General features: G+C 66.9%; 6 protein-coding genes. 5 read left to right on the forward strand and 1 reads right to left on the reverse strand.

Annotated features, from left to right (window positions below):
* Window positions 1–765 (forward strand): EamA family transporter (locus ELR45_RS20685; RefSeq protein WP_205856960.1); only part of this gene is annotated, 765 nt, incomplete at its 5' end.
* A gap of 70 nt (window positions 766–835) precedes the next feature.
* Complete coding sequence (locus tag ELR45_RS20690) at window positions 836–1474, forward strand: NAD(P)-dependent oxidoreductase (protein WP_129668051.1); 639 nt, start codon at window positions 836–838, stop codon at window positions 1472–1474.
* 143 nt (window positions 1475–1617) lie between these two features.
* Here the strand turns inward: ELR45_RS20690 and ELR45_RS20695 are convergent, their stop codons facing one another.
* Window positions 1618–2997 carry an FAD-binding oxidoreductase gene (locus ELR45_RS20695; RefSeq protein ID WP_129668052.1) on the reverse strand — a complete coding sequence of 460 codons (1380 nt, stop codon included), beginning with the start codon at window positions 2995–2997 and terminating at the stop codon, window positions 1618–1620.
* Window positions 2998–3274: 277 nt separating this feature from the next.
* On the opposite strand from ELR45_RS20695, the gene ELR45_RS20700 reads away from it, so the two are divergent.
* The 3 genes from ELR45_RS20700 to ELR45_RS20710 all read left to right on the forward strand — a co-directional run bounded on the left by ELR45_RS20700 (window position 3275) and on the right by ELR45_RS20710 (window position 5239).
* Window positions 3275–4093, forward strand: a complete 819-nt coding sequence (locus tag ELR45_RS20700; protein ID WP_129668053.1) for an SDR family oxidoreductase — start codon at window positions 3275–3277, stop codon at window positions 4091–4093.
* A 60-nt stretch (window positions 4094–4153) separates the two neighbouring features.
* Window positions 4154–4513 (forward strand): hypothetical protein, encoded by a 360-nt coding sequence (locus ELR45_RS20705; protein ID WP_129668054.1) that lies wholly within the window; start codon window positions 4154–4156, stop codon window positions 4511–4513.
* An 81-nt stretch (window positions 4514–4594) separates the two neighbouring features.
* Entirely contained in the window at window positions 4595–5239 is a 645-nt protein-coding gene (locus ELR45_RS20710; protein ID WP_129668055.1) for an ATP-dependent Clp protease proteolytic subunit, read from the forward strand.
* The last annotated feature ends 1037 nt before the right edge of the window (window positions 5240–6276 follow it).

A 6276-nucleotide genomic window follows, 5' to 3' on the forward strand; every position in this document is an offset into this window, starting at 1 on the left:
GCCCTGCCGGCCGGCTTGCTCATCCTGGCGTTCACCCGCACGCTGCCGAGGGGCTCGTGGTGGTGGCGCTCCGCACTCTTGGGCACTCTGAACATCGGCGCCTTCTTCGCGCTGCTATTCATCGCGGCATACCGCTTGCCCGGCGGCGTCGCAGCGACCCTCGGGGCCGTCCAGCCGCTGCTCGTCGCCGGCATCGCGTTCGGACTTCTGCGCGAACGTCCCACCGGCTGGCGGCTCGGATGGGGACTGGCCGGAACCGCCGGCGTCGCTCTGATGGTTCTACGAGGACAGATCACCTTTGATGCCATCGGCGTTCTCGCCGGCCTGACCGGCACGGCCGCTATGGCCACCGGGATCGTGCTCACCAAACGCTGGGGACGTCCGTCGGGGGTCGGGCTGTTCACCTTCACCGGCTGGCAGCTCACCGCGGGCGGACTGTTTCTGGCGCCACTTGCTCTGGCCGTGGAAGGCGCTCCGCCGGCTCTGGACGGCCGGGCAATAGCCGGGTACGCCTGGCTGGCTATCGTCGGAACGCTGCTGGCCTACGCGCTATGGTTCCAGGGCCTGGAGCGGCTACCGGTCGCCGCCGTCTCGTTCCTTCCTCTGCTGTCACCCGTCGTCGCCACCGCCCTAGGCTGGCTGGTTCTGGCCGAGGCTCTCACCTTCGCCCAGACGGTGGGGTTGAGTCTCGCCCTGGTCTCGATCGGCGCCGCACAACTGGCTCCCGGAACCGCCCACAACCTCATCCGCCGGATCCGTCCATAGAGCCCGACTCGCCCCACGTAAACCCGCCTCGTCTGACCCATCGATCCATCGAACACAAGGAGCCAAGCGCATGCGCATCACCGTCTTCGGAGCAACGGGAAACGTCGGACGCCGCGTGGTCACCGAGGCACTGGCCCGAGGCCACGAGGTCACGGCGGTTATCCGCAACCCGGCACGAGCTCACGAAGTGCCCGCTGAGGCCACCGTCCGAGTCGGCAATGCCGACCAGATCGACGACGTCACCGAGCTCAGCGCCGGCCAGGACCTCGTGATCAGCGCCACCCGACCGGTGGCCGGCGAGGACGACGCACTCGTCGCTACCGCGAGATCGCTGCTGGCCGGCCTCGCACGCACCAACGTGCGGCTGCTGCTCGTCGGTGGCGCCGGCAACCTCACCGTCCCCAGCAACGGAAAGCTCGCGGTCGATGACCCCAACATCGTCCCGCCCGCCTGGCGTGGGATCGCTCAGGCGTGCGTCCAACAGTTCGAGGCCGTCCGCACCGAGACGACCGTCGACTGGGCCTACCTGAGCCCGCCTGCGATGCTCGAGCCGGGCGAGCGCACCGGTCACTATCGGACGGGGACCGACGAGCTGCTGTTCGATACCGATGGCACCTCGCGGATCTCCATGGAAGACTTCGCAATCGCCTTGCTCGACGAAGCCGAGCGGCCGAAGCATCACCGGAGCCGGTTTACCGTCGGCTACTGACCTGGCAAGACTCGCTGTGGGCGGCGCTTGATGAGCGCCGCCCACAGCTTTGTCGACTCGGATACCGTCAGATTGCCCATCGCATCGAGCCTGGACTGTGATGAGGCATCGGGGAAGCCGACGTTGTTGTCGGGCGCATGGGCTTACGCAGGTCGAAGGTGTCCGCTGGGCGGGATGTTGTGGTTGAGGTGGAAGATGTTCTGCGGATCCCAGGCGTCTTTGAGCGTCGTCAGGCGGGCCAGTTTCTCCGGCGGGTAGGCCCGTCGAACACCCGCCGGTCCCTCATCCGTGAGCACGTTGACATACGCGCCACTGGCGAACTGGTCGAGCGAGCCCGCGTAGTGTCGCGCCGCGCCCATTCGCGGCTCGTCTTCCGCGATCTCTGACCAGCGCGCAGCGGTCACGAACTCGAACGAGGTGTCCCGGGGGCTGAAGGCGGCGTCCTCGTCCGGCACGTCAGCGATCGCGCCGCCGTATGCCTGCAGGCTCGCTGCCGGCAAATGGTTTCCGTGGCCGTCCGACGTGCCACGGAGCAAGAAGGCCTCGATGGCGTCGTCCGGTAGTGCGCGAACGTAGTGGCCCTTCCAGTATCTGCGCAGCGTATGACGCTCGACATTGTCGTCCATCCGTTGCAGATCCACGTACGACATCTCCTGGACCCGCTCCGTCGCCGGCCGACCGAGTGCGCGCAGGGACGGTAGCAGCTCGCGGCCTTCGCCGGGGTCGCCGATCCAGACGTAACCGACGGAGGCCATCGGGCGGCCGTCCATGTCGCCGACCCACGCGGTGAAGGTCGCTTGCCGGGGCGCAGCCACATTGAGGTCCCGCCACCCGCGAAACACGGCCGGAGCGTCGTCGAGGCCGAACCAGAGATCGACGACGAGTGTCTCGCCCGCCACCGGATGCAGCCGGAACTCGAACTCGGTCACGACGCCGAAGTTCCCGCCGCCCCCACGCAAACCCCAGTACAGCTCGGGATTCTCCGTGACACTGGCCCGAACCGTGTTCCCCTCGGCGGTCACCACCTCGAAGGACGCCACGTTGTCGCAGGAGAGTCCGAACTGCCGGGCCAGCCAGCCCATCCCACCGCCGAGCGTGAGGCCGCCGACGCCGGTGTGGGACACGTTTCCGGCGGTCGTCGCTAAGCCATGCCTTTGCACGGCGTGGTCGAGAGCGCCGAGCAGCGCACCGCCTTGCACCCACGCCCGGCGGCTCTGCGGGTCCACCCGGACCTGACCCATCCGCGTGAGGTCGATCATCAGGCCGTCCTCGGGTACGGCCGCGCCGAGCACACCGTGGCCGCCGCACCGCACTCCGATCTCCAGATCGCTGTCCCGGGCGTACCGAACGGCTGTCGCCACGTCATCGGCAGTGGCACACCTGACGATCATTCGGGGCCGCCGGTCGACCATCGCGTTCCAGACGGCGCGCGCCTCGTCGTACTCGTCGTCGTTCGACGTGAGCACCCGTCCTTCGATCTTGTCCTCGAGTAGCCTCGCGCTGGCGCTCACACCGCTCGTCATCGTTGGACCCCCTCGCCGCCGATTTCTGATGGGTACGACGATGGCACGGAATCAAGACCACCGTAAGGTCTACATGCGCCCGAATCCCACGCCGTCCATGCACGTGAGCCACCGGGAATCTGGTCATGGCCGAAGGCACCTTTGTGCGCCACCTCGGCGGGAAGGCCAACCTGAACCTGCAGGTCTCTACTGATCAGGGCGCGTTGGTCCTCCCTGGCGCTCAACGAGCCGAAGCTACTGGTCGGCGGGCCTCGCAGGGCGGCTATCGTGGCCGACCGTGAAGATCCTTATCAGCGGCGGCAGCGGTTTGCTCGGCTGTGAACTCGCCCGACAGGCGCTGGCGGCGGGCAACGATGTGACCGCGACGTACCTGACTCGCCCGGGACAGGTCGATGGCGTTGGTTGGAAGCCGCTCGATGTTCGCCACCGGGAGGATGTCGTCGCCCTGGCCGACATGCTCCGTCCGGACGTCGTGATCAACGCTGCATACCGTCAAGCGGACTGGACGACCACGGCCGACGGTGCGGTCCACGTGGCGCTGGCTGCCTCCGCGGTCGGCGGACGCCTCGTGCACGTCTCCAGCGACGCCGTCTTCTCCGGCGCCGCGATTCATTACGACGAGACGTGCGTCCCGGATCCGATCACTCCGTACGGTGCGGCGAAGGCGGCGGCGGAAACGGCGGTCACGGCGATCGCTCCGCGGGGCGTCATTGCCCGTACGTCGCTGATCATCGGTGACGGCGGATCGTCCCACGAATCCTTCGTTCACGCCCTGGCCGCCGGCCGACGTGAGGGGGTGCTGTTCACTGACGATGTACGGTGCCCAGTGCATGTGGCCGACCTTGCGGCGGCCCTTCTTGAACTCGCGGCCTCAGACCGAGCCGGTGTGCATCACGTAGCTGGGGCGGACGCCATGAGCCGGTATGAGCTGGGGCTTCTCGTTGCGCGGCGGGACGGACTCGATGCCACTGCACTGTCAGCAGGCCATCGTGCCGCTACCAGCTCGCCCGGTCCGCTCGATGTGCGTCTGGACTGCAGGGCGACGCAGCGGCACCTGCGCACCAAACTCCGCGGCGCCCGAGAATTCCTCGCGTGAAGTGGCCCGCATCAGCATCCTGTTTGTGAGCACGGCAGCTCACTCAGTGATGATGGTTCGATGCCTGAACGACATTCACGTCCTGTGCCGGGTGGACGGGCCGTCTTTCTGACGGCACGTCTGTGGGAGCTCGCCAAAGACCTTCCGATTGAGCGGGTGCCGATCGACGCGATTCGGGAGTTCGACCAGGACTGCTGGTTCGATGGCGAGCCCGCCACGTGTCGAATGGTCGCTCGACACGTCGAGCGTATCCAGCAGGCTGATCTCAACTACCCAGTGATCTTGTCGGCCGACGGACGTCTGATGGACGGCGGACACCGGATCGCCAAGGCCTGGCTCAGCGGCGCGGCGACGATCGATGCGGTCCGATTCAGGGTTGACCCCGAACCGGACTACATTGAATGGGCCGCTACTACCTGACTCTGGCGGAGAAATAGGTGTCGGCCCATAAACGGCAGCGGCGTGTACGGTGGAGTTAGAAGCCGACCCAGGAGGCCTGTGATGATCCTCGGTCGCCCGACCGGCACATGGCCGTTGCCGCCGGAGGTGCCGCCGAATCGGCCGCATCAGCCTGATCAGCCGGGCGCACCGGAGCAGCCCCATATGCCGACGTGGGAGGAGTACTCGGGAGAGCGCGATCTGTCCGACCGCCTGCTCGAGATGCGGATAGTTCATCTTGGCGGTGCGCTCGACGAGGAGCTGGCAAACCGCGGCATCGCGCAGTTGCTCATTCTCGACAGGCGCGACAGGAGCCCGATCGAGCTGCACTTGAGCTGCTCGACGAGCGAGCTGGCCGCCGCGCTCGCGCTGGCCGGCACAGTCCAGACCGTGTCTGCGCCGGTGCACGCGATCGTCCACGGCACTCTGGTCGGTCCGGCCGTCGCGGTGCTCTGCGCCGGACAGGAACGTGGCGCCCATAGTGGCGCGAACATTGTGCTCTCGGTCCCCGACGTCAATGCCCACGGCACCGCGGATCAGATGACCGTCCACGCAGAGCACCACGAGTGGCAGCTGGCCCGGCTTCGGGACCATATTGTGCGGGCGACGGGGCAGTCTGCCGACGACGTCGAGCATGACCTGCGAGCCGGCCGGGTGCTTTCGGCCGACGATGCCTTGGCGTGCGGACTGCTGACCCGGCTTCTCTAGGAGTCGTGGGGCCGCAACGTGCGTCCGCGCCCGCCCCGCTGGGCACCAGCAGACTTAGGCGCCTGAATCACGTCCAGGCCAGCGGCGGTGAACGCGTCCTCGGCGGTCGACGGCGACAAGTTTGCCAGCACGTTTGCCAAGGGGTCTGCTACGAGTAGGTGACAGTTGTAGTCACGCGGCCTGATCGGCCGGTGTGGTCAGACCTTGATGATGGACTGGCGGGTGACGCCCAGTCGTCGTACCTTCTCGGTCTAGGGAGGCGATCATCCAGTGGGGAAGTCGACGTTGACGTGGCGTTGTCCTCTTCGGGCGGGCGTCGGGTTCACTTGATCGACAAAACATAGACTACTCGGTCGGCGAATCACGGGTCGTATGGCCGACAAATCATGGGTCCTGTCGTCGGCAAATCAAGGATGACGTGTCGGCGAAGCAGACACACGGCGGGCACACACAGCTACGCATTACGAGCGGGTTCTTATGCGCGGGTCACCCCGTCTGAGGGCCGTTTCTGGGCGCGGGGCCGCCCTGCCGCCCTGGGTTCCGATGGTTCTTGACGGCTGCTGAGGGGCCGTTCGGGGGCACCTCAGGGGCACGTTCCGTCCCGTACCTTGCAAAGGACCCTTTCTGTCGCCCGCTGCGCTGAGCGTCGATCTGCGCCGCGCTGGAGTCCCCGCTCACTCTGACCGTTGTTGACCGCGGCAGACCATGATCGACCGTGGCTTGGGGCACTCGGAGGGCACGCCGACCCTCTTATCCGTAGAGGCAGACGTCTTGATCGCGACCCGCCAGTTCGCGCTCACAAGCTCGTCGACCAGGTGCTCACCGTCGCGTCGTGTTGCACCTCGTTGGGGGTCATACATGGGCTCATGTGGAGCCCGGCCGCCGCGTCGGCCCGCTCGGCGACCGGGCGTGCCCAACGCTCGGACATGACCTGATCATTTGTGGAACGCGGCTCGGGTCGCGGCTGCAGCGGCGCGGATGTACTCGGGGTCGAACCACTCGACCTCACCGCCGTGGTGCCTATCGATGTAACGCCG

The organism is Phytoactinopolyspora endophytica (assembly GCF_004138495.1).
Lineage (GTDB): Bacteria > Actinomycetota > Actinomycetes > Jiangellales > Jiangellaceae > Phytoactinopolyspora > Phytoactinopolyspora endophytica.